This window comes from Bradyrhizobium sp. BRP22 (assembly GCF_020194175.1).
GTDB lineage: Bacteria > Pseudomonadota > Alphaproteobacteria > Rhizobiales > Xanthobacteraceae > Bradyrhizobium.
Genome location: NZ_JADYVX010000029.1, coordinates 85,416 through 106,000, shown reverse-complemented (window position 1 = coordinate 106,000; position 20,585 = coordinate 85,416). Strand labels below are relative to the sequence as shown.

20 protein-coding genes are annotated in these 20,585 nt (G+C 63.0%); 6 read left to right on the top strand and 14 right to left on the bottom strand.

Features of this window, described 5'->3' with window-relative positions:
• Positions 1 to 176: 176 nt before the first annotated feature.
• The 5 genes from cutA to I6F35_RS29175 form a co-directional block, all read right to left on the bottom strand.
• Positions 177 to 2,570 carry an aerobic carbon-monoxide dehydrogenase large subunit gene (gene cutA, locus I6F35_RS29195; RefSeq protein WP_225121101.1) on the bottom strand — a complete coding sequence of 798 codons (2,394 nt, stop codon included), beginning with the start codon at positions 2,568 to 2,570 and terminating at the stop codon, positions 177 to 179.
• Positions 2,570 to 3,097 (bottom strand): (2Fe-2S)-binding protein, encoded by a 528-nt coding sequence (locus I6F35_RS29190; RefSeq protein WP_225121100.1) that lies wholly within the window; start codon positions 3,095 to 3,097, stop codon positions 2,570 to 2,572. Before I6F35_RS29190 ends, cutA begins: the two co-directional genes overlap by 1 nt.
• Entirely contained in the window at positions 3,097 to 3,975 is an 879-nt protein-coding gene (locus I6F35_RS29185) for an FAD binding domain-containing protein (RefSeq protein WP_225121099.1), read from the bottom strand. Before I6F35_RS29185 ends, I6F35_RS29190 begins: the two co-directional genes overlap by 1 nt.
• 138 nt (positions 3,976 to 4,113) lie before the next feature.
• Positions 4,114 to 4,875, bottom strand: coding sequence for an alpha/beta fold hydrolase (locus I6F35_RS29180; RefSeq protein WP_225121098.1), 762 nt, complete (start codon positions 4,873 to 4,875; stop codon positions 4,114 to 4,116).
• Positions 4,876 to 4,887: 12 nt separating this feature from the next.
• Positions 4,888 to 5,868, bottom strand: coding sequence for a 2-oxoglutarate and iron-dependent oxygenase domain-containing protein (locus tag I6F35_RS29175; RefSeq protein WP_225121097.1), 981 nt, complete (start codon positions 5,866 to 5,868; stop codon positions 4,888 to 4,890).
• A 322-nt stretch (positions 5,869 to 6,190) separates the two neighbouring features.
• On the opposite strand from I6F35_RS29175, the gene I6F35_RS29170 reads away from it, so the two are divergent.
• Positions 6,191 to 6,562 carry a BA14K family protein gene (locus I6F35_RS29170; RefSeq protein WP_225121110.1) on the top strand — a complete coding sequence of 124 codons (372 nt, stop codon included), beginning with the start codon at positions 6,191 to 6,193 and terminating at the stop codon, positions 6,560 to 6,562.
• 164 nt (positions 6,563 to 6,726) lie between these two features.
• On the opposite strand, the gene I6F35_RS29165 is transcribed toward I6F35_RS29170, so the two are convergent.
• From I6F35_RS29165 to ftsH, 3 genes are all read right to left on the bottom strand, one after another.
• On the bottom strand, positions 6,727 to 6,939 hold the full coding sequence (locus I6F35_RS29165) for a hypothetical protein (RefSeq protein WP_225121096.1): 213 nt from the start codon (positions 6,937 to 6,939) through the stop codon (positions 6,727 to 6,729).
• 176 nt (positions 6,940 to 7,115) lie between these two features.
• The gene (locus I6F35_RS29160) at positions 7,116 to 7,289 is read right to left on the bottom strand and encodes a hypothetical protein (RefSeq protein ID WP_225121095.1); all 174 of its coding nucleotides are present in this window, start codon (positions 7,287 to 7,289) and stop codon (positions 7,116 to 7,118) included.
• Between the two features lie 104 nt (positions 7,290 to 7,393).
• Complete coding sequence (gene ftsH / locus I6F35_RS29155; protein ID WP_225121094.1) at positions 7,394 to 9,238, bottom strand: ATP-dependent zinc metalloprotease FtsH; 1,845 nt, start codon at positions 9,236 to 9,238, stop codon at positions 7,394 to 7,396.
• A 260-nt stretch (positions 9,239 to 9,498) separates the two neighbouring features.
• Here ftsH and I6F35_RS29150 point away from each other — a divergent pair, with 260 nt between their 5' ends.
• Positions 9,499 to 9,681: a hypothetical protein gene (locus I6F35_RS29150; protein ID WP_225121093.1), complete on the top strand. Its 183-nt coding sequence runs from the start codon at positions 9,499 to 9,501 to the stop codon at positions 9,679 to 9,681.
• 34 nt (positions 9,682 to 9,715) lie between these two features.
• Here the strand turns inward: I6F35_RS29150 and I6F35_RS29145 are convergent, their stop codons facing one another.
• The 3 genes from I6F35_RS29145 to I6F35_RS29135 form a co-directional block, all read right to left on the bottom strand.
• Positions 9,716 to 10,666 (bottom strand): c-type cytochrome, encoded by a 951-nt coding sequence (locus I6F35_RS29145; RefSeq protein WP_225121092.1) that lies wholly within the window; start codon positions 10,664 to 10,666, stop codon positions 9,716 to 9,718.
• Between the two features lie 232 nt (positions 10,667 to 10,898).
• Complete coding sequence (locus tag I6F35_RS29140) at positions 10,899 to 12,182, bottom strand: cystathionine gamma-synthase family protein (RefSeq protein ID WP_225121091.1); 1,284 nt, start codon at positions 12,180 to 12,182, stop codon at positions 10,899 to 10,901.
• 244 nt (positions 12,183 to 12,426) lie between these two features.
• Complete coding sequence (locus tag I6F35_RS29135) at positions 12,427 to 12,927, bottom strand: helix-turn-helix domain-containing protein (protein WP_225121090.1); 501 nt, start codon at positions 12,925 to 12,927, stop codon at positions 12,427 to 12,429.
• Between the two features lie 137 nt (positions 12,928 to 13,064).
• On the opposite strand from I6F35_RS29135, the gene I6F35_RS29130 reads away from it, so the two are divergent.
• Genes I6F35_RS29130 through I6F35_RS29115 form a run of 4 tightly spaced genes read left to right on the top strand, consistent with a single transcriptional unit; the run spans position 13,065 to position 17,527 of the window.
• Complete coding sequence (locus tag I6F35_RS29130; protein WP_225121089.1) at positions 13,065 to 13,781, top strand: hypothetical protein; 717 nt, start codon at positions 13,065 to 13,067, stop codon at positions 13,779 to 13,781.
• Positions 13,782 to 13,818: 37 nt separating this feature from the next.
• Positions 13,819 to 14,301, top strand: a complete 483-nt coding sequence (locus I6F35_RS29125; protein ID WP_225121088.1) for a (2Fe-2S)-binding protein — start codon at positions 13,819 to 13,821, stop codon at positions 14,299 to 14,301.
• 5 nt (positions 14,302 to 14,306) lie between these two features.
• Complete coding sequence (locus I6F35_RS29120) at positions 14,307 to 16,676, top strand: xanthine dehydrogenase family protein molybdopterin-binding subunit (RefSeq protein WP_225121087.1); 2,370 nt, start codon at positions 14,307 to 14,309, stop codon at positions 16,674 to 16,676.
• Positions 16,673 to 17,527 (top strand): xanthine dehydrogenase family protein subunit M, encoded by an 855-nt coding sequence (locus I6F35_RS29115; RefSeq protein ID WP_225121086.1) that lies wholly within the window; start codon positions 16,673 to 16,675, stop codon positions 17,525 to 17,527. Before I6F35_RS29120 ends, I6F35_RS29115 begins: the two co-directional genes overlap by 4 nt.
• Here the strand turns inward: I6F35_RS29115 and I6F35_RS29110 are convergent.
• The 3 genes from I6F35_RS29110 to I6F35_RS29100 all read right to left on the bottom strand — a co-directional run bounded on the left by I6F35_RS29110 (position 17,507) and on the right by I6F35_RS29100 (position 20,204).
• Positions 17,507 to 18,010 (bottom strand): helix-turn-helix domain-containing protein, encoded by a 504-nt coding sequence (locus tag I6F35_RS29110; protein ID WP_225121085.1) that lies wholly within the window; start codon positions 18,008 to 18,010, stop codon positions 17,507 to 17,509. The genes I6F35_RS29115 and I6F35_RS29110 overlap by 21 nt on opposite strands.
• Positions 18,011 to 18,139: 129 nt before the next feature.
• Positions 18,140 to 19,405, bottom strand: coding sequence for a CoA transferase (locus I6F35_RS29105; protein WP_225121084.1), 1,266 nt, complete (start codon positions 19,403 to 19,405; stop codon positions 18,140 to 18,142).
• A gap of 1 nt (position 19,406) precedes the next feature.
• Complete coding sequence (locus I6F35_RS29100) at positions 19,407 to 20,204, bottom strand: enoyl-CoA hydratase/isomerase family protein (RefSeq protein WP_225121083.1); 798 nt, start codon at positions 20,202 to 20,204, stop codon at positions 19,407 to 19,409.
• Positions 20,205 to 20,585 lie beyond the last annotated feature (381 nt).

Sequence of the window (20,585 nt, the reverse complement as noted above, 5' to 3'; positions counted from 1 at the left end):
CTGCGCTGATACTGGAGACGAGCGGCTTTGGTCCACGGCATGGTGTCCTCCCTCGAATCTTTGCAAATCCGAAGGAATCACAGGCCCGCCAAAACCGCTCACCCTTTTTCGGTCAGGCTCTGAGGAGGCCGCGCAGCGGCCGTCTCGAAGGATGAAGCCACTGAACGGGCCACTACTCAGTGCCCCACCTCTTCCAGCGCGCGCGAGATCATGTTCGGCGACAATGGCACCTGGTGGAATTTGAGCGCGCCGAACGGACGCAGCGCGTCCTCGACGCCTGAGGCGACGACGGCGCCGACGGCGATGCAGCCGGCTTCGCCGACGCCCTTGACGCCGAGCGGATTGAGTGGCGTCGGCGTCTCCAGGTGCAGGATCGAGACGTTGGGAATTTCGGTCGCATAAGGCACGAGGAAGTCCATCAGGCTGGCATTAGCGAGATTGCCGTCGGCCTGGTAGTCGAGATGCTCATAGAGCGCGCCGCCGATCCCCTGCGCGATGCCGCCGAGCACCTGCCCCTCCACGATCATCGGATTGATCATGTTGCCGCAATCGTGGATGCAGACGTATTTCCTGATCTTGACCGTGCACAGACCCGGATCGACCTCGACGATCGCGCCATGGACGCCATAGGCCCAGGTGGATTGCGACGGGCTGTAGTAGTCGGTGGCCTCCAGTCCCGGCGCCTGGCCGTCGGCAAGCGGCGGGCCGTCATGCTTGCTCGCCGGCGCGAATTGCGTCGCCGCCTGCGCGGCCTTGTTGAAAGCATAGCGCAGCGGATTGCTCGCGGTCGCGATCGCGGCCAGCGGCGCGAAGCGGTTCGAGCCTTTCACCCAGGCCGCGGAATCGCGCAGCTCTATCTGGTCCGGATCGACATCCAGCATGTTGGCGGCGGCCTCGATCACCTTCTTGCGCACGGTGAGCGCGGTCTTGTGGATCGCATTGCCGCTGACGACGGCGGCGCGGCTCGCAAAGGTCGCCACGCCCCAGTCGAACGCCTTGGTGTCGCCCTCGACCACGATGACGTCCTGCGGACTGACCCCGAGCTGGTCGGCGACGATCTGCGCGAACACCGTGTCGTGCCCCTGCCCCTGGGTGCTGAGGCCGGTGTTGACGTAGACCTTGCCGGTGATCGGGTGAATCTTGATGTGGCCGCCCTCGTAGGGACCGAGCCCGGTCCCCTCGACATAGCAGGCGAGCCCGAGGCCGAGATAACGCCCTTCGGCGCGCGCCTTGGCCTGCTCGGATGCAAAATCCTCGGCGCCGAGTTCGGCTGCCGCCATCGCGAGCGCCTTGCCATATTGGCCGCTGTCGAGCGTCACCTTGAGACCGTCCGCGAACAATAGCCCCTCGCGCTCGTAGGGAAACTGGTGCTCGGCGATGAGATTACGGCGGCGGATCTCGAAGCGATCGAGCCCAAGCTCTTCGGCGAGCTGATCCATCGCGCGCTCGATCGCAAAGCAGGCCTGCGGCCGGCCGCAGCCGCGATAGGGCGTCACCTGCACGGTCGGCGTATAGACCGCCTTGAACTCAACGAAGATGTTGGGGATGCGGTACGGCCCCGCGATCGAGGTGGAAGCGACCTGCGCCACCGCGATGCCATAGGGAATGAAAGCGCCGGTATCGTGCAGGAAGAAATCGCGCAGGCCGATCACCTCGCCGGTCTTCAGTGCCGCCAGCTCGATGGTGTGGATTTGCGTCCGCTCCTGCGAGGAACCCAGAAAGTTCTCGCGGCGATCCTCGATATATTTCACCGGGCGACCGAGCCGCATCGCCGCCATCGGCACCAGCAGTTCGTCCGGGTAGAACAGCAGAACCTTCTGCCCAAAGCCGCCGCCGACATCGGGCGCGATGACGCGGACCTTGTCCTCGTCGAGCTCGAACACGGACGCAAGCCCGCCGCGCACCGAGATCGGCGCCTGCGTGCCGTCCCACACCGTGAGTTCGCCTGATACCGCGTCCCAGCGCGCCGCGACCGCGCGGCATTCCATTGGCGCCGCGGTCGAACGGTCGACCTGGACGGTGATCTTGATGACGTGCTCGGCGCGCGCAAAGGCGTCATCCGGATTGCCGCTGGTCTGAACGAAATGCGCCGCCAGATTGTTCGGCACATCGGCATGCACGAGCGGCGCACCGTCCGTCAGCGCCTTCGCCAGATCCATTTCGAGCGGCAACGGCGCGTACTCGACCTCGATCAGGGCTGCCGCGTCTTCGGCGGTATAGCGGTCGACCGCGACCACCATTGCCACGGTCTGCCCGACATAATGGACATCGCCGCGCGCCAGCGGGCGCTGCGTCTTCGGATTCTTCATCGAGGGGTGCGGGATCAACAGCGGCATCTCGACGTCGAGCGGGCCGATATCGTCGCTGGTATAGACCGCCGCGACGCCCGGATGGCGCTTCGCGGCCGTCGTGTCGATGGAGATGATCCGCGCCCGCGCATGCGGGCTGCGCAGGAAAGCGACGTGCAGCGCATCCGGCAGCGGAATGTCGTCGACGAAAGCGCCCTCGCCCCGCAGCAGCTTGGGATCGATATTGCGCTCGACGCGGGCTCCGAACTGGCGTGTCGACATCAGGCCCGTCCGAGCAGTTCGGCGGCGCGCCGCACCGCGGCAATGATGTTGAGATAACCGGTGCAGCGACAGAGATTGCCCGAGAGCAGATCCCTGATGCCCTCGTCGGAAAGATCGAGCTTTCCCGGCTCCTCGAAGCGGGCGACGATGTTCATCACCATGCCCGGCGTGCAATAGCCGCATTGCAGGCCGTGGCACTCCTTGAACGCCTGCTGCACCGGATGCAGCGTGCCGTCGGCGCCGGCCACCGACTCGATGGTTCTGATGTCGTAGCCGTTCGCCTGCACCGCCAGCGTCAGGCAGGAGCGGCCGGCCTTGCCGTTGATCAGCACCGTGCAGCAACCGCAGACGCCGTGCTCGCAGCCGACATGGGTGCCGGTCAGCCCCAGCTCATGCCGCAGGAAATCGCTGAGCAGCATACGGATGCTGACGCTGCGATTGACGACTTCGCCGTTGACCGTCATCGACACCTCGATTTCCGCATCGGTGGAGCGGTCGGGGATCGCGGCCTTCATCGTTCGCGCCATCAGGCGGTCTCCATTTGCCTGGCGCGCTGCGCGGCGGTCATCACCATCCTGCGGACAAGTGTGCCGAGCGCCCTGCGGCGATAGGCTTGGGACACGTGCATCTCGTCAGGCTGGGTCACGGCGGCAGCGGAAGCTGCTACCGCAGCGTCGAGGTCCGATGTGCCGAGCGTGGTACCTGTAAGGATCTCCTCGGCCGCCTTCAGCCGCACCGGCGTATCGGCAATGCCGCAGGCCGCAAGCTGCACGCGCGACGCGCGGCCGCGATCGTCGAGCGACAGCACGCAGCCGACGCCGGCAATCGCGTAGTCGCCATGACGGCGCGTCACCTCGTCGAACGCCCATCCGGCGCCTTTCGGCAGCACCGGAAAGCGCGCCTCAATGATGATCTCGTCGCGTTCCCGCGCCGTGGTGAGGAACGACTGGAAGAAGTCTTCCGCTGATATCTCGCGCCGCCCTGACGGCCCCTGCGCGATCACGGAGCCGCCGAGTAGCACCAGCAGCAGTGGCATTTCGGCGGAGGGATCGGCATGGCAGAGACTGCCGACCACCGTGCCGCGATTGCGGATCGGCACGTGCGCGACATGTTGCATCACTTCGGCAACCAGCGGGTTGGCGCGCGCAACATCAGCATCAAGCTCGAATTCGCGATGGCGCGCCATCGCTTTCACGGCAATGATTTCGCCGCCGACCTCGATGCCGCGGAGGCCTGCCACATGCTGGATATCCACCAGCGTCGACGGATTGGCGGCTCGAAAGTTCATCGCAGGCAACAATGTCTGCCCTCCGGCGAGCACGACCGCATCGGGGTCGCCGGCCAGAATGCCGATCGCCTCCTCGATTGAGGTTGGCGCCTTGTAGCCAAAGATGGAGGGCTTCATCTGATCTCTTCAGGTCGCCGGAAGTGCAGTCAGGATAGGTGGCGTGAAAGTGCTGTCAACGAAGTGAAATGAGCACCATTTGCTCACAAATGAAGCATCGATCTGCCCGCCGCGAGTGAAGCGCGGTCGAAATATCCATCACAGCGTGCGGGCGTGCTCGGCGACCGCCCTCATGAACAGCGCGACCAGTTCATCCGGCTGCGAGAGCTGCGGCGCGTGATCGCTGTCGAGGCCGTAGACCTCAAGGCACGGCGACAATTCCAGCATCTTCCGCTGCAGCGGCAGGTGCACCGAGCGATCCTCGCGTGCCTCGATATAGACGCGCGGCACGGTGCCGAAGCGCTCCGGCGACAGCTTCAGTTGCGAGCGGCGGCCGCCTTCGGGCTGCGGCGTCAGGCGAAGCGCCGCGGCTTCGGCCAAGGCGCGATCGGCCTTCTGGTAGAATACCTCGACCGCTGAAGCCGGATCGATGCGCGACAGCAGGCCCGCCTCATCATAGGTGACACGCGCATGCGCGCCGCGCATCCACGGCTCCAGATAGCGCTCGTAGAACTGCAGCACGGACATCCCGTCGGGTAGCATGAACGCGCAGAGGAAGATCGCAAGCGCGATTCGATCGGGCCGCAACTCGCTGGCCTGCGCGGCAGCGGTGCCGCCCATGCTGTGCCCCACCATGATGATCGGACCTTCGGTCCTGTCGATGATGTCGACGACGTGCGCGGCATAGCGTTCGAGATTGACCTGTTCCGGAGGCAACGGGTTGTGGCCGTTGCCCGGCAGGTCGACGGCGATCGCCTCATGACCGAGCGCCTTCAGGCGCGGAACGATGGTCTCCCAGGCCCAGGCGCCCTGCCAGGCGCCGTGGATCAGGATGAAGGTGTAACGCGTGGATGGGGCCATGGCGACGACGGACTACTTGTAGGTCCGCTTGTACATCGCGCGCATATGCTCCTCGACCGTTACAGGCGGATATTTCGGCTGCTCGCCGGCCGCAAGGCAGGTCGGGATGCATTCGACCTTGTGCGCGTAATTGCCGGTGTAGAAGAACGGCACCGAATAGCGCTCGCGGCCGGACACGTTGACCACGCGATGCAGGGTCGAGCGGTATTTGTCGTTGGTCCAGCGCGCGATCATGTCACCGAGATTGACGACGTACGTGCCGGGCACCGGGTCGGCATGGATCCAGCCGCCGGTGGCCTGGTCCCAGACCTGCAGGCCGCCGACGTCACCCTGGCGAAGCAGCGTCAGCCCGCCGAAATCGGTGTGCGCACCGGCGCCCTTCTGATCCGGATTGCCGTTGGCAAGCTGCGGCGGATAGTGCAGCAATCGAACCGTCGCCATCGCGTCGGTGCAATAACCCGCAAAGTAGTCTTCGGGCAGATCGAGCGAGAGCGCGATGCCACCCATCATCCGCGCCGACAGATCCAGCATCACGTCGAGATAGGCTTCCATCACCGGCTTGAAGTTCGGCCGCGATGCCGGCCATTGGTTGGCGCCGTGATTGAACATGCCGGCGAGCACGCGTGGATCATCCGCCGCGTGCTCGGGCCCGACATAATAGCCCTCCTTGAGATCCGGCGGCGCGCCGGGCTCCAACGTCTGGCCCTGCAGCGGCTCATAGCCGCGATTGGCCTTCGAGCGCGACTTGTCGACCTCAGCCTTTATCTCCGCCGGCAGATCGAAGAAGGCGGCCGCCTCCGCGAAGACGTTGGCAACGAGCGCTTCATCAATCCCGTGGTTGGCGATGTAGAAAAAGCCGTTATACAGACAGGCCCCACGAAGCTTGGCGGCAACCGCCTTGCGATCCGACGGGTCGGGCGACGAAAGGCCGGAGATATCGATCACCGGCAGACTAGCCTGGGAAACTCGTGCCGCTTCGACCATGTTGGTCATCCTCCCTCGCGCGTCCGCCTCACGACCGTGAAGCGATCCCCTCGCCCACTAGGTAGCCCGGCAAACGCGATCGGGCGCGCTGAAAGTTTCGGCAAATCCTGGCGTTTTCGGCCCAAAAAAGCATCCGGACCCCGAAGCGGGTCACACGACAACGACCTCCAACCAGCGGTCCGATCGGTGATGACCCCAGGATGGGAATCTTGTACTGACAACCGGCCCATCGCCGACTTTCTGACGTCGGGAGCGGGAAGTCCCCGGGGAACCGTCCGGCAGCACGGCCGTTGTGTTCCCAACTTAACAAGAAAAGGAGCAAGCCGTGAACATGCGTAGGATTTTCCTGATTGCCGCCGCCACAGCGCTGACGTTGTCGGCATCCCTACCTGTTCGAGCCGCGCCCATGATGCCGTCCCCCATGGTGCAGGAGTCTGCAGCACAGCAGGTACAATACCGCCGCTGGCATGGCGGTCCCGGCTACCGGCACTATGGATACCGACGCGGGTACGGGGGTGGATACGGAACCGGCGCTGCCGTGCTTGGTGGACTTGCCGCCGGCGCCATCATCGGCGGTGCCATTGCATCCAGCCAAGCAGAGGCGGCTAACGCCCAAGCCTACTGCGCGCAGCGCTTCCGCTCCTACGATCCCGCCTCCGGTACCTATCTCGGCACTGACGGCTACCGTCATCCCTGTCCGTAACGAGCGTTGGCCGAACGCAACGGTTATTCCGGGATGCGGGCAATGGCACGCAGGCCCGGAATCTATTCGGCCGCTGCGCAGGCAGATGGTGAGATGGATTCCGGGTTCGCGCCTTTGCGTGCGCCCCGGAATGATGGCTAGCCGAAAATGCCGCGCGAACCTTCCTAGGACGGAAAATCGGCCGGCTTCACCTCGAGCCGGTCGGCGTGCAGGGTCCAATCACGAACCCCGTGCATCTCGCAGAATTTTTGCTTGGCAGTGTCTACTGCTTGCGCGTCGTCCGAGACGTCGAGGTCCACCGTACATTGGCAGACGTCGCCCATCTGGCCGTTCTCGCCGAGCACACGCTTGTAAAACCGGGCAATGAAGCGGGCCATCCGCGTAGCTCCTTTTTTCCTCTGCCAACTGAGCCAGCCCGCCGGGCACCTCGCGTTGATCCCGCGCAAATCGAACGGCCGATCGTCTGATCCGAAATTGCAACGCTGGCACCCGCTACGCGCGGAGGCCCAGAAGATTCCTGGCGGCGCTCTAGCCACACGGGATCACGCGCGCATCACTCTTCGAACGATGGCCGCTCCGGCGTCTCACGCGGCTCGCGTTCGACCGGCTCATTCTCGCCGAGCGGCGCGTCACGCTCGACATCAACCTGGTCCTGATCGATCAAACCCGGCGCCTCATCAGCTTGATCGCCCGGTTCGCCACGCGGCTTTCGAGGGACAGAGAACATCGTTTTCTCCTGCGGGGCCGTGAGAGCGGGTTGTTACCATCAATATGGAAAGCAAGCCGAAGCTCTGCCAGGGTTCGCGTCGGGGCACGACGAAACCAACGTGGTCAGGCAGCGGCTTTGCCGTCGCCCGCCGGTCGGGCTGCGCGCAACGGAGCAAATTGCTCCGCCGTCAAGGTTTCCTGCGCGATCAGCAACTCAACACCGGCCTCGAGTTCCGCACGACGCCGCTCGAGGATCTGGTAGGCGCGATCGGCTCCCTCATCGATCAACTGCCGCACGGCGAGATCGATTTCGCGTCCCGTCGCCTCCGACGCGCTGACGACGGCATCCTGCGTCGCCGGCATGAAGATCTGCGGCCTGGGCGCGTAGGTGCGTTGACCGACCGTTCGATCCATCCCGTACTTCGTCACCATTTCCATGGCGATCTCGGTCGCGCGCACGAGGTCATCGGCCGCTCCCGTCGAGACGTCGCCATCGAAGATCAGCCGCTCGGAGGCCCGTCCGCCCAGCAGGACCGCGATCCGGTTCTTGAGCTCGCTGACCGTGAGAAGGAACCGGTCTTCGGTCGGACGTTGCATGGTGTAGCCCAGCGCGCCGATGCCGCGCGGAATGATCGAAACCTTCTGAACCGGATCGACGCCAGGCAGGCTGGCGGCCACCAGCGCGTGCCCCATCTCATGATAGGCAGTCCGGCGGCGTTCCTCGTTGTTCAAGACCCTGCTCTTCTTCTCGATCCCGGCGACGATGCGCTCGATCGCCGCGGTGAAGTCGTCGAAGGTCACCTGATCGCCGTTGCGCCGCGTCGCCGCGATCGCGGCTTCGTTGATCAGATTGGCAAGATCGGCGCCGGTGAAGCCGGTGGTGAGGCCTGCGATCTTGTCCAGATCAACGTCAGCGGCCGTTTTGATTTTCCGCACATGAACTTTCAGGATAGCAACTCGGCCGAGCTTGTCGGGACGGTCGACCAGCACCTGTCGATCGAATCGGCCGGCGCGAAGCAAAGCAGGATCGAGAATTTCGGGCCGGTTGGTGGCAGCGAGCAGGATGACGCCGGAGCGTGGATCGAAACCGTCAAGTTCAGCCAGGAGCTGATTGAGCGTCTGCTCCTTCTCGTCATAACCGCCGAGCGCGTTGGCGCTGCGGCTGCGGCCGAGCGCATCCAGTTCATCGATGAAGATGATGCAGGGCGCCGACTTGCGGGCCTGCTCGAACAGATCGCGCACCCGCGCGGCGCCCACACCAACGAACATCTCGACGAATTCGGAACCAGAGATCGAAAAGAAGGCAACGCCGGCTTCGCCGGCGACCGCGCGCGCCAACAGGGTCTTGCCGGTCCCGGGCGGACCGACCAGCAGGATTCCCTTCGGCACATGCGCGCCCAATCGGCCGTAGCTGCTCGGATCTTTCAGGAACGATACGACCTCCTGCAATTCGAACTTCGCCTCGTCGACGCCGGCCACGTCGGCAAAGGTCACCTTGATATCCTGCTCGACATAAATCTTGGCGCGCGATTTTCCGATCGACATCAAGCCGCCAAGCCCCTCGCGCCCTCCCATGCGGTTTGCCATCAAAATCCAGATTCCATAGAGCAAAAGCGCCGGCAATACCCACGACAGCAACGTCGTCAGCGCACCGCCCGACGACACGCCGGTGACAGCGATACCCTTCGCTTCCAGCTCCTTGGCCAAGGCAGGATCGACACGCGTGGTGACGAACGCCGTCTTCCCGTTCGGCAGCTTGTCCTTGAGCTTGCCCTGGATCGTGTCCTGCCCGACCGTCACCTCGGTGACGGCGCCCTGCGCCACCAGCTGCTCGAACTGACTGTAAGGAATGACTTCGACCGCGGTGTAGCTTGTCAGCAGCCATTGCGCCAGCAACAGCCCAAGCCCTCCAGCGGTCACCGCCACCATCAAAAGAGACCTTTTGCGGTCGGACGGCTTGGTTTCCATTGCGTGCGCTCCGTTCAGCCTGAGTAACGACGACAGGCTATCCCGGAGCGCTCTCCACCGTTTGTTCTGGATCAAACCATCTCCGCCCCACTGCCGGCATATAACGACAGCAGGTTACCGGCAGCAGCGTGCCCGCGGCCGGAGGCGCTCTGCGAGCTGGAGCGAAAAAGCTTTGGAGCCGTGGGTATCTTTTACCTCCGCGGAGGCAAAACCTTGCGCTAGATCAAGTCGCCAGATTGCAAATCTTCGACAAGGGGGAGATGAGACATCTTATCTTCGTCTGCCCTAATACCCATCTCAACGTCCAGCACAGCCTGGACGAGGACGACAACACCGACCAGAACGAATTCACAGCCATAAGCTGCCCCGCCTGCACGCGACTGCACTTTCTCAGCCGCAAGACCGGCCAATTGCTGGGCACTGGTGCAGCCCCAAAAAACTAGCTCTTTTACGGATGCGAGCGCCGCCCAAAATCGTTCAGACTGCCGACAGACGCGTCAGATACTCATAGATGGCGCGAAGGTCTTCATCTTGCATCCGGCCGATCGGCTGCCACGGCATCTCATTGCTAAGGGTGTGACCGTTCGGATCGACACCGGTCCGCATGGTGGTGACGAATTCCCGAAATTTCCAGCCCCTCACAACACCAAGATCAGGCCCCAGCGGCGCGAGCTGGCCCGGTTTGCCGCCGGTCAGATCCTTGCCGTGGCATTCGCGGCAATCCTGAAACGAGATGAGATATTCACCGTATTGCGACGTCGGGCCTTTTGGCGGCGCCGTGATGCGTTCTGTCGACACCGGCTTGCCCGTCGGCAGCATGCCGGCGCCGAGCATCGCGACGCCCAGCAGGGTGAACCGATCCGGCGGACTTACCGTCTTTTCTCCTGCAGCAGGCAGACTGCGGAGATAGGCGATCACGGCCTTGGTGTCCTCGTCACTCAGCTTCCCGGCGTTGGTATAGGACATGATGACCAGCCAACGACCGTCAGGATCGACGGCATTGCGAATAGCGCGGAAAATATCGCCGTCCGACCATCGGCTCAATTGCCCGGCCGGCGTGAGATTGGAAGCTATGAATGAACCGATCGGCAACGAGATTTCCTTGCCGACATCCGCACCGCCGGTGAGCGCGTCGGTCCTGGTATGGCAGCCGCCACAAAAGCTATCCGCGATCGCCTGGCCGCGCCGGATCTGCTCCGCCGTTCCTGCAACCTTCAAGTCCACGCTAGGGGCGCTGCGCGCGTGCAGCTTGAACAGCCCGATCGTCAGCAGCACGCCGATCGAGACGGCAATGACGGAAGCCAAAGCCCCTAAACCTGATCCGCTCCATTTGACGATTGGATTCTTCGATCGCCAGCTACGAATGCCTGACCATGCCAGCACGGCCGCGATGACGATCGACACCGCCGGTTCGATCAGTTCGAACATCCCGTATTGCCCCAAAACCGAAATCGATGAATGGACGATGAAATGTCAGCCGCGGCATGGGCGCGCCCGCTGCGAGCCAGCCGAGCGGCCATGTTCACGGCCAGCGGCGCCGACATATGCCCTTCGCGATACGAAATGATTTCGAGGTCGGCCTATCGTGTTACAGGTGTAACTTGCGAGGTGACTTCGCTTGTCTCGGCTTGTCCGTTCAGATTGTCCCGTCACGCCGCAACTATGCCTCGATCAAAGCGTGCGCGATGTCGGCGATCAGATCGGAAGGATGCTCGATGCCAACCGACAGGCGGATCGTGGAGTCGAGAACACCTATTCTTTGACGGATGTCTGCCGGGACGCCTGAGTGCGTCATGGTGGCGGGATGGCTGGCGAGCGACTCGGTGCCGCCCAGACTCACCGCCAGTTTGAGGATCTGCAGCGCGTTGAGGAATTTGAATGCTGCGGTCTGGCCGCCGACAATGTCGAATGAGAACGTCGAGCCTGCTCCGCTGCATTGCCTGGCGAACAGACGCCCGGCGGGGGAGTCCTCTGCGTGGTGGGCGAGATAATGCACTCTCTCCACTTTGGGATGGTCGCGCAGGTAGTCCGCCACGAGGTGCGCATTTCTGTCGGCCTTTTCCATCCGCAGGCTCAGGGTTTCGAGCGACCGGCTGATCATCCAGCAGGAATGCGGATCCAGTTGGGTACCGATGGCGCCTCGCAACGCCTTGACGTCCTTCATCAGGGCCTTTGAGCCGAGCGCGGCACCGGCGATCAGGTCGGAATGACCTCCGACATATTTGGTCAGCGAGTACAGGGAAAGATCGGCCCCATGCTCGATCGGCCGCTGAAACAACGGCCCGAGCAACGTATTGTCGCATGCGATGATCGGCGTGTGGCCCTGAACCTGCCCGATCAGCTCGGCGATACCGCGGATCATTGCGATATCGACCAGACCATTGGTGGGATTTGCCGGGGTCTCGATGAAGATCATCGCGACCCGGCCCTTGTGCATGGCGTCCTCCGCCGCATGCCTGACCGCGGTTTCGTCGAGACCGTCGGCAAAGCCCACGGCGCCGATCGAGAGTTTCGCAAGCGTGTTTGCAAACAGCGTTTCGGTCCCGCCGTACAGCGGTTGAGAATGCAGGATCACATCGCCGGGCCGTGCAAATGCCAGAATCGTGGTCGAAATCGCCGCCATGCCGGACGAGAACAACACGCAATTCTCTGTGCGCTCGTAGACGGCGAGCCTGTCCTCCACGATCTCGCTGTTCGGATGATTGAACCGCGAATAGACCAGGCCCGCGCCCATTCCCTCCGGCGGTTCGCGCCGACCGGCAACGAAATCGAAGAAGTCCTTGCCGTCTTCCGCGGTCCTGAAGACGAACGTCGAGGTCAGGAAGACCGGGGGTTTGACAGCTCCCTCCGACAATTGCGGATCGTAGCCATAGTTCAGCATCAGCGTTTCCGGATGCAGGATGTGGTTGCCAATGCGGGTCTTCGACGGTTTCACCATGACCATGACCTGTCTCGCTCTCTTGAGGGAACATCCTACACGGCAACGATCTACAGCGGTATGAAGTCTCCCACGGCTATAACGCCAGAATGGCTAGATCGAGCCGTCGGCGCGGACACAATTAGCCGCGACTCCGCAAGGCCCCACAGCGCGGCCCACCGGGATGGCCCAAAGATTACAGCAGAATAGCGAGCAAATCTAAGCCGGGACAGGGCGAGAAAATCGATGACATTCTTGAGCAAAAGGCGGGTTATCGCGGCAAGCTATCGAACTTCGACAGCCGCCAGCGCACGAAATCATCAGCGCCCGGGCCGGCCTGCGGCCGCACATCCCGCAGCCGGACAACCTCACCCGATTTTTCGTCGACAAGGGCAAGTTTGACTGGCCGTCCGCTGTTCTGATTGACGAATTTCAGCGGCGGACCTTTGTCCCCGGCGATCTGCCATTTGTCGCCAACCTGCGCGAGAGCCTGGATCACGAGGATGACGTCGGCGCCCTTCCGCGTCAGAACGTATTCGTAGCGGTCAGGACCTGTCTGATACAGCCGCCGCTCGATCAGCTCGTTCTCTTCGAGATGCTTGAGACGATCAGACAGCGTGGCGTGGGTGACGCCGGTCGATTTGCGCAGGTCATCGTAGCGGCGGAGCCCAAGACCAAGATCGCGCAGGATCAGCATCGCCCAGCGGTCCCCGACGGCGTCCAGAACGCCGGCAATCGAGCACACCATTCCCTCGAAACTCTTGGAGCGCATCGTCATCACCCTCGCAAATCACTCTAATAATTAGAGTAATTTCGTCATGCACGCAACCTGCGCAAAAGCCTTGCCTTCTCGTTACTCTTATTATTAGAGTTACAATACCTGAAGGATTGAATGGGAGGGAAACGGCTATGACAGATCTCCGCGATCTCGTCCTCGAGGCCCATGGCGCAACGCAATGGAAGCGTTTTCGCGGCCTTGAGGGCGACATGTCCATCGTTGGCTCGCTCTGGGCCAGAAAAGGTTGGCCTGAAGTATTGAAGGACGTCCGCGTCACCGTCGATATTCCCGGCCAGCAGCTCAGCTACCAGCCATTCACGGCGGAAGGACTGCGCAGCTTCTATCGGCCGGACCTTGTTGCAATCGATACTGTCGAGGGCAAGCGCCTTCGAGAGCGGGCCAATCCACGCACTTTCTTTGCCGACCACTCGCCCGCCACCCCGTGGGACGATCTGCACCTTGCCTATTTCAGCGGCTATGCGATGTGGAACTACCTCAACACACCTTTCATGTTCGCACTGCCGGGCTTCTCAACCGAGGAGATCGAACCGTGGAATGAGAACGGAGAGACGTGGCGCCGGCTCAAGGTGACCTTCCCGGACTCGGTCGCGACACACTCTCCGGAGCAAGTCTTCTATGTCGGCGGCGATGGGCTTATCGCGAGGCTCGATTATTTCGCTGATGTGACCGGCGGCATTCCGACCGCGCACTACATGTCGGACTATCGCGACTTCGACGGCATCAAGATCCCCACCAGGCGGCGGGCTTATCGACGAAATCCGGACGGCACGCCGATGGCAAACGGGCTCGGCGTCGTCATCGACATCGCCAACGTCAGGTTCTTCTGACAAGACGCGCGGTCGCCGGACCGCGACGGGAGGATGCATGATCGAAGCAGAAAAACGTCACGCGGTGACGATCGAGATCAACGGCTCTCGCCGAACGCTGGAGGTCGAGGCCCGCAAGTTGCTGGTCCACTTGATCAGGGACGATCTCGGCCTGACCGGCACGCATATCGGCTGCGACACCTCGCAATGCGGCGCGTGCACGGTCGAGATCGACGGCGAGGCGACAAAATCATGCACGGTGCTGGCTGTCATGGCCGACGGCGCCTCGATCACGACGATTGAGGGCGTGTCGCCGGCCGGATCGTCCCTGGATCCGGTGCAGGCGGCCTTCCACGAGCATCACGCGCTGCAATGCGGCTTCTGCACGGCGGGCATGATCATGAGCGTGCGTCAGTTGCTGCGTCAGCATCCCGATCCGAGCGAAGACGACATCCGTCACGGCATTGCCGGCAATATCTGCCGCTGCACCGGCTATCACAATATCGTCCGCGCCATTGAATCCCTCGTCGCGAAAGGCTGAGCACCATGAACGCACCCGTGCTTCCCTACATCGGCCAGCCGCTGAAGCGCCGCGAGGATTTCAGGTTCCTGACCGGCAAGGGCCGCTATGTCGACGACATCAGGTTGCCCGGCATGCTCCACATGGCGATCGCGCGATCGCCGCATGCGCATGCCATCATCAAGAATGTCGACCTCAGCGCTGCCAAGGCAGCGCCGGGCGTTCGCCTCGCCCTCTCCGGCCGGGACCTCGAGGGCAGGATCGGGCCGATCGTTCCGAACTGGGTCATCCCGGGCACCAAGGTACCGTTCCGTCCCGTGGTCGCCATCGATCGTGTCCGCTTCGTCGGCGAATGCGTCGCGCTGGTGGTGGCGGAGACGCAAGCGCACGCCTATGACGCCGTCGGGCTGATCGATGTCGACTATGAGGTGCTGCCTGTCGTCGTCGACGAAGAGGCCGCCATCGCCGCCGACGCGCCGCAACTCCATGACAGCGTCCCCGGCAATATCACCACCATCTACAAGGTGCGGGGCGGCGACTATGCCGTGGCGGCCCGCGAGGCCGACCAGGTTCTCAAGCTGCGCGTCGTCAACAACCGCCTGATCCCGACCTGCATGGAAACGCGCAGCGTGGTCGCGAGTCCGGATCCCGACGGCACGTTGACCGTATACATGCCGAGCCAGGTGCCGCATATGCACCGGCGCTGGATTGCCGAGACCGTCGGCATTCCGGAACACCTGTTGCGCGTCGTTGCACCCGATATCGGCGGCGGCTTTGGCGCCAAGATGCATCTTTATCCGGAGGAACTGCTCTGTCCGCATCTCGCGCGCGAACTCGGCGCACCGGTGAAATGGTGGGAAAGCCGTTCCGAGAGCCATCAATCGACCAGCCATGGCCGCGCCCACACTGAAAACATCGAGGTGGCGATCAAGAACGACGGCACCATTCTCGGGCTGAAGGTCGAGACGCTTGGCAATGTCGGCGCCTATCTCTCCAACATGGCGAGCGGCGGGCCCACCGTGAACACCGTCAATTTCGGCACCGGCACCTACAAGATCGCCAACTATGAGGCGACGTCGCGTGTCGTCGTCACCAACACGGTGCCCGTCGATGCCTATCGTGGTTATGGCCGGCCGGAAGGCGCCTATATCGCCGAGCGCGCCATCGACGCCGTCGCGCGTCATCTGAATCTGGATCAGATCGAGATCAGGCGGAAGAACTTCATTCAGCGCGCCGATTTTCCCTACCGGCCCTATGGCAGCATGGGCCTGATGTACGATAGCGGCAATTATCAAGGCTTGCTCGACAAGGCGCTCGCCGCATTCAACTATGAGGCTCGCCGGAACGAACGCGAGGCGTTGCGCCGCGACGGCATCTATCGCGGCATCGGCGTTGCCGCATACACCCATGTGTGCGGCATGGCGCCGTCGCGCCGTCTTGCGCTGATCGGATTCGATCGCGGCGGCTGGGAGAGCGCGCGGGTTGCGATCGATTCCAGCGGCCGCGCCACGGTGTATTCGGGTTCGATGAGCCAGGGCCATGGCCACGTCACCTCGCTGTCGCAGATCGCCGCCGACGTGCTGCAAATTCCGATCGAGAGCATCGACGTGGTCCAGGGCGATACCCGCCAGGTACAGGCCGGCCATGGCACCTTCAACTCCCGCTCGATGGCGGTCGGCGGATCGAGCCTGCATGTCTGCTCGCAGCGCATCGTTGCCAAAGCAAAGAAGATCGCGGCGGGCATGCTGGAAGTCGACGAGAAGGACGTTGCCTACGCCGCAGGCCAGTTCAGCGTGCCCGGCACCGACATCGCACCTCTGAGCTTCGGCAAGGTCGCCCGTATGGCCTATGTCGGACACAAGCTCCCCGACGGGGTCGCACCGGGTCTCGACGAAACCGTGTTCTACGACCCGACCGGCATGAGTGCGCCATCCGGCGTCCATCTGGCCTATGTCGAGGTCGATCCCGAGACAGGGATCGTCGACATCATCGACTATGTCGCCGTCGATGACGTCGGCACGTTGATCAATCCGCTGCTCGCCGCGGGACAGATCCACGGCGGCGTCGTGCAAGGCATCGCCCAGGCGCTCTATGAAGAGGTCAGCTACGATCCAGACAGCGGACAGCTTTTGACCGGCTCGCTGCTCGACTACGCCGTGCCGCGCGCCGAGCATGTGCCCAACATCACCTCGCTGTTCCAGGAGACGCCCTCCCCGACCAACCCGATCGGCGTCAAGGGCATCGGCGAAAGCGGCTCGATCGCGGCGCCGCCATGCATGGTTCACGCTGTGCTCGACGCCTTGTCACCCTTCGGCATCAACCATCTCGACATGCCGCTGACGCCGCCGCGCATCTGGGCAGCCGTCCAGAGCGCACGCAATGGAGCAAGCCGATGATCCCCGCAGCCTTCGATTATATCCGTGCAGGCTCGATCGCGGAGGCGATCGATCTCTTGCAGCGTGATCCAGACGGCAGCAAGCTGGTTGCCGGCGGTCATACGCTGATCCCGACGCTGAAGCTGCGGTTGGCTTCGCCGGCGCTGCTGGTCGATATCCGTGGTATCGCCGAAATGAAGGGAATTGCTGTTAACGAGGACAGCATCCGCATTGGCGCGTTGACCACGCATGCAGAACTGCTTGCATCCGAACCGCTCCACAAGGCGCTTCCGATCTTCCGCCAGGCGGCCAATTTGATCGCCGATCCGCAGGTCCGCAACCGCGGCACCATCGGCGGATCACTCGCCAATGCCGACTCCGCCGCCGATTGGCCGGCCGTCGTGATCGCGTTGAAGGCAGAGCTGGAGATCGCCAGCGCCACCGGATCGAGGCGCGTGGCGGCACGTGATTTCTTCGTCGATATCTTCTCTACCACGCTGGGGCCCAGCGAGGTGCTCGCCGCCATCCATATCCCGTGCCCGGCGGCAGGCACGCGGTTCACCTACCGAAAGATCCGCCATCCTGCGAGCGGCTATGCGGTTGTCGGCATCGCGGCGGCTGTACGCATCAACGCTGGCGTCGCCGCGAACCTGTCGATCGGCATCACCGGCGCGGCGAGCCACGCATTTCCAGGCGACATCGCGGCAGAATTCCTGGCCGGCAAGCCACTGTCGCAAGGGAACATAGAAGAAGCCGCGAGACTGCAGAGCGCAGCGACCGAATGTCTGTCGGACCGTTACGCTTCGGCCGAGTATCGCGCGAGCCTGCTCGGAACGGAGACAAGGCGCGCGCTACTTGCCCTTGCGGCGTGAGGCGCGCCTTAGCGCTTCACTCGGCTTCGCGGCCGAAGCCGCGCCGCCAAATCGCTTGCGGTTGAATGGGACGGCGCCGGCTCCCGCGACCACCTCGACGTCTTCGAGACGCAGCGGCTTGCCACCGGCTGTCCGCAATTCCGGATACTCGATTGGACGTCCGGCGTGCCGGTCACGAAACACCACTTGCGGGCCCTCCGGCTCCGCCAGCCAGTTGTCACCCCATTTCTTCAACGCAAGATAGGCAGGGAAAAAGTCGCGTCCTTTCTCGGTCAGGACATATTCGTATCGGCCGGCGTGCTCGGGCAGCGGCACACGGGCCATGATGCCCGCCTCGACAAGTTTCTTCAGCCGATTGCTCAGGATGTTGGGCGCTACGCCGACATAGTATTCGAACTCGTCGAACCGCTTCACACCGTAATAAGCCTCTCGCAGGATCAGGATCGTCCAGCGGTCGCCGACGATCTCCATGGCGCGCGCCATGGAACATTCCTGGTTTGCGAGACGGCTTTGCTTGACGCCGGACATAGCTCTCTTTCAACTCCGAACTCGGCTCCGTACCATATTGGGCCGAGTTCGTGCATGTCCAGTCGCGCTGCCCCAGCCTGCGGATCAGGCCGCCTGCCCCGGCTCCGTCCGCGGCTTGACGGCGATCTCGGGCTCCAGCGCCCGCCGATGTGTCACCAGCGCGCCGGCCTCGGCCAACCGCTTCAATTCAGCTTCGCTGACGCCGAGTTCGCTGAACACCGCAACGTTATGCTCACCCTGGAAAGCCGGTGTCCCGATCGGCGTCAATTCCTCGGCCGAAAAACGCCACGGCCGCCCGGGCAGACGATACTCCCCACCGCTGCGGTCGGAGACATATTGCACAGCGCCCCAATAGTCGCTCCATTCCGACGCCGTGAGTTCCTTGATCGAGCGAATCTCGCCCATCGCGATCTTGGCTTCATCGAACTGGGCGTCCAATGTCGCCATGTCAGGGAAAGTCAGTATCCACGACTGGATGATCTGGTGGAGCGCGCCGAAATTCAGCCGGCGCGCGGCCGCATTGCAGAACCGCGGATCGTCGATGAGATCGGCGCGGCGCATCGCGCGCAACCACGACGGAAAGGTCCGGCTGCCGACAATGCTGGTCGCGACCGTGAAGTGCTCGCCTTGCGGTCCCGTAAAGAACGAACAGTCGGTGGCGCCGAGCACCGCGGGCTCGGCACCGATATCATCGTCGGAAAGATCGACGTGCGCGCGTTCGTTGACCGCGAGCAGCGTCGCAGCCATCGCGACATCGATGTACTGCCCACGCCCCGATGTCTGGCGGCTGTTGAGCGCCGCCAGGATCGCGATAACAGCCTGCAGTCCGGCATAGACGTCCGCGTGCGACAGGCTGTCGGTGCGCGGTTCGCTCAGCGCATTGCCATAATGACGAACGCTGTTCTCGGTGAAGCCGGCCTCGGCCTGCACGGTCGGCGCGTAGGCCATGCGGCTCCGCCACGGCCCTCCCTGGCCATAGCCGGTGATCGAGGCATAGATCAGTCGCGGATTTCGCTTTGAGAGAGTCTCATAGTCGAGGCCGAAGAAACCCAGCGTGCCCGCACGGAAATTCTCGACGATGACATCGGCCGTATCGCAAAGCTTCAGTGCCAGCTCGTAGGCGCCGGGCACATTCAGATTGATACTCACGTTGCGCTTGCCGGCATTCTGCTGTGCGTAGTAGCCCGACATGCCGTCGGTCGACGGAAATGCGAAGCGCGAGACATCAGGAGCCGGCGGCTCGATCTTGATGACCTCGGCACCAAGATCCTGCAATGTGCGCGCGCATAACGGACCCGCGAGGACGCGCGAGAAATCGACAACACGGATTCCGCTCAGGGGACCGCCCATGTCAACGCCCCGCGAATTTGGCCAGACCCGGGCCATTCTTGCGGAATGACGCGAGACCGGTCTTCAGGTCTTCCGAGGTCCAGATCGGCGCCTGTACTCTTGCCATCGCCTCATCGGCGGCAGCGACGCCCTCGTTGACCGCGATATAGGCGAGCTGCTTGGTGGCCGCATGCGCCACAGTTGGGCCATGTGCGAATTCCTCCGCAACCGTCATCGTGGCTTGCTCCAGCGACTCCTCCGGCACCGTGAGATTGATCAGCCCCCATTTCTCCAGCGTCGGTGCGTCGTAGCGCCGTCCCAGCATCGACATCTCCTTGGCGCGCTGGGCACCGATACGCTGTACCTGCCGCTGGATTCCGCCGAGCAGAGGATGCAGCCCGAGCGTCGCCTCGACCGAGCCGATCTTTGCCGAAGAAGCGGCGACGATGTAGTCGCAGGAGAGCGCAAGCTCGAGGCCGCCGCCGAGGCAGACCCCGTGAACGCTGGCGATCAGCGGAACCGGCAACAATTCCATGAAGCGCAGGAATTCGACGCCGTCCAGCCGCCTGTTTTCGCTGGCCTGATCAGCGGCACCCGCGGCGACCCGCTTGTCGAAGATATCCAGGTCCGCCCCGGCAGAGAAATGCCGCAGTCCGCTGCGGATCACGATGGCACGGCTGCCGGCTTTCTGGGCCGCCTCCACCTGCTCCACCAGCGCATTGATGAGCTTTGGGCCGAGCAGGTTGTACGGCCGATAAACCATGGTCAAAACAGAGATATTGCCGCGCTCTTCGCGCGCCACAAGCACGTCCTCGGACAAGGCTGCCTCCTGTATGTCGGCGCTGCTTCTGAAGCGGCCGCGTTTCCCGTTTTGGAGACACTACATCATGACTTGCATTTTGCAAGTCACTAGTTGTTGTCCGATGATGAACCGCGGGTCGCATTGTTTGACGAAGCGAAGTCACGCGTGTCGCATTTGAATTTGGGATTTCCTTCGGACGTCCAACAGTCGCCTTCCGTTATAAGGCGCGAAATAGCCACGCGGCCTGCACTATACGTAAGATCGAGCGGCGTGGCCGACGCCGAAAAGTTCCGCAAGGCGAAAACGAGCAGCCAACTTATCCGGACTGCGGCTCTGCGAAGAAACAGCTCTTTCGGTATCGCGTCGTCTTCGTCACTGCCAACGGATGCATCTCTCGGG

What these genes read in the sequence shown, in the direction of transcription:
- cutA (WP_225121101.1), bottom strand. Translation starts at nt 2,570, where the DNA reads ATGTCGACACGCCAGTTCGGAGCCCGCGTCGAGCGCAATATCGATCCC.
- I6F35_RS29190 (WP_225121100.1), bottom strand. Translation starts at nt 3,097, where the DNA reads ATGGCGCGAACGATGAAGGCCGCGATCCCCGACCGCTCCACCGATGCG.
- I6F35_RS29185 (WP_225121099.1), bottom strand. Translation starts at nt 3,975, where the DNA reads ATGAAGCCCTCCATCTTTGGCTACAAGGCGCCAACCTCAATCGAGGAG.
- I6F35_RS29180 (WP_225121098.1), bottom strand. Translation starts at nt 4,875, where the DNA reads ATGGCCCCATCCACGCGTTACACCTTCATCCTGATCCACGGCGCCTGG.
- I6F35_RS29175 (WP_225121097.1), bottom strand. Translation starts at nt 5,868, where the DNA reads ATGACCAACATGGTCGAAGCGGCACGAGTTTCCCAGGCTAGTCTGCCG.
- I6F35_RS29170 (WP_225121110.1), top strand. Translation starts at nt 6,191, where the DNA reads ATGCGTAGGATTTTCCTGATTGCCGCCGCCACAGCGCTGACGTTGTCG.
- I6F35_RS29165 (WP_225121096.1), bottom strand. Translation starts at nt 6,939, where the DNA reads ATGGCCCGCTTCATTGCCCGGTTTTACAAGCGTGTGCTCGGCGAGAAC.
- I6F35_RS29160 (WP_225121095.1), bottom strand. Translation starts at nt 7,289, where the DNA reads ATGTTCTCTGTCCCTCGAAAGCCGCGTGGCGAACCGGGCGATCAAGCT.
- ftsH (WP_225121094.1), bottom strand. Translation starts at nt 9,238, where the DNA reads ATGGAAACCAAGCCGTCCGACCGCAAAAGGTCTCTTTTGATGGTGGCG.
- I6F35_RS29150 (WP_225121093.1), top strand. Translation starts at nt 9,499, where the DNA reads ATGAGACATCTTATCTTCGTCTGCCCTAATACCCATCTCAACGTCCAG.
- I6F35_RS29145 (WP_225121092.1), bottom strand. Translation starts at nt 10,666, where the DNA reads ATGTTCGAACTGATCGAACCGGCGGTGTCGATCGTCATCGCGGCCGTG.
- I6F35_RS29140 (WP_225121091.1), bottom strand. Translation starts at nt 12,182, where the DNA reads ATGGTCATGGTGAAACCGTCGAAGACCCGCATTGGCAACCACATCCTG.
- I6F35_RS29135 (WP_225121090.1), bottom strand. Translation starts at nt 12,927, where the DNA reads ATGCGCTCCAAGAGTTTCGAGGGAATGGTGTGCTCGATTGCCGGCGTT.
- I6F35_RS29130 (WP_225121089.1), top strand. Translation starts at nt 13,065, where the DNA reads ATGACAGATCTCCGCGATCTCGTCCTCGAGGCCCATGGCGCAACGCAA.
- I6F35_RS29125 (WP_225121088.1), top strand. Translation starts at nt 13,819, where the DNA reads ATGATCGAAGCAGAAAAACGTCACGCGGTGACGATCGAGATCAACGGC.
- I6F35_RS29120 (WP_225121087.1), top strand. Translation starts at nt 14,307, where the DNA reads ATGAACGCACCCGTGCTTCCCTACATCGGCCAGCCGCTGAAGCGCCGC.
- I6F35_RS29115 (WP_225121086.1), top strand. Translation starts at nt 16,673, where the DNA reads ATGATCCCCGCAGCCTTCGATTATATCCGTGCAGGCTCGATCGCGGAG.
- I6F35_RS29110 (WP_225121085.1), bottom strand. Translation starts at nt 18,010, where the DNA reads ATGGCGCGCGCCATGGAGATCGTCGGCGACCGCTGGACGATCCTGATC.
- I6F35_RS29105 (WP_225121084.1), bottom strand. Translation starts at nt 19,405, where the DNA reads ATGGGCGGTCCCCTGAGCGGAATCCGTGTTGTCGATTTCTCGCGCGTC.